General features: G+C 78.0%; 1 protein-coding gene. It reads left to right on the top strand.

Annotation, left to right across the window (positions count from 1 at the left end; translation table 11 throughout):
• Positions 1-65 precede the first annotated feature (65 nt).
• Positions 66-890: a phosphate/phosphite/phosphonate ABC transporter substrate-binding protein gene (locus K206_RS0100265; RefSeq protein ID WP_020200401.1), complete on the top strand. Its 825-nt coding sequence runs from the start codon at positions 66-68 to the stop codon at positions 888-890.
• Positions 891-1,066 lie beyond the last annotated feature (176 nt).

The raw sequence follows: 1,066 nt of genomic DNA, 5'->3' as shown, positions 1-1,066 counted from the left end.
CCCCCGCCACGGCAGACCGGCGGGCCGGCAACGACGCGCGCGCGCGCCTGACCGGGTGAGCGCGCATGGATGACCGCCGGCACTGGGTGGCCGCGCTGCCCATGTACAACGTATCGCCCGCGCTGCACGAAGACTGGCTGGCCCTGATCGCGCGCGTGGCGGCGGAGCTCGCGCGCGGGCGCGATCCGCTGTTCCTGCGCGCCGTCGAGCCCGGCGCCACGCATGCGCAACTGCACGAATTCTGGCGCCGCCCCGACCTGCTGCTGTCGCAGACCTGCGGCTACCCGCTGGTGCAGGGCCTGCAGCGCCACGTGCGCGTGATCGGTACGCCGCTGTTCGACGCGCCGGGCTGCGACGGCGAGCGCTATCGCAGCGCGATCGTGGCGCGCGCCGACGGCCCCGACAGCCTGGCCGATTGCCGCGGGCTGCGCGTGGCGTACAACGACGAGGCCTCGCACAGCGGCATGAACGCGCTGCGCCACGCGGTGGCGCCGCTGGCGCGCGGCGGGCGCTTCTTCGCCGCGGCGCTGTGCACCGGCTCGCACCTGGCCTCGCTCGACGCCGTGGCGCGCGGCGACGCCGACGTGGCGGCCATCGACTGCGTCACGCTGGCCTTCGCGCGCGACCACCTGCCCGGACGGCTGGCGGCGCTGCGCCAGATCGCCGGCACCGCGTCGGCGCCCGGCCTGCCGCTGGTGTGCTCGCGCCATGCCAGCCCGGCGCAGAGCGCGCGCGTGGGCGACGTGCTGGCGCGCGTGATCGAGGCCGAGCCCGCGCTGGCGCGGCGGCTGCGGCTGCGCGGCATCGCCCGCACCGGCCTCGCGCACTACGCGCCGGTGACGCACATGGCGCGCGCCGCGGTGGCCGCCGGCTACGCGCGGCTGGCCTGAGCGCCGGCGCCCGCCGCGTTCAGTGCGGCTGCGCCTGCCGCGGCTTGCGCTTGCGCGCCGCGGCTGCCGATGGTGCTGGTGCTGCCGCTTGCGCCCGCCCGCCTTGCTGCGCGGCGGCGCCGCGCAGCAGCCAGCACACCAGTTGCCGCGACTGCTCGATGCGCCGGCGGCGGGCC

Origin of the sequence: Cupriavidus sp. WS (genome assembly GCF_000395345.1) — a bacterium.
Taxonomy (GTDB): Bacteria; Pseudomonadota; Gammaproteobacteria; order Burkholderiales; family Burkholderiaceae; genus Cupriavidus; species Cupriavidus basilensis_B.
Note: the sequence above shows the minus strand (reverse complement) of the source record. Positions and strands in the feature narration are given on the sequence as shown.

Bases quoted from the DNA above. Each gene is read 5' to 3' on its own strand.
- K206_RS0100265 (WP_020200401.1), top strand. From the start codon at position 66: ATGGATGACCGCCGGCACTGGGTGGCCGCGCTGCCCATGTACAACGTA.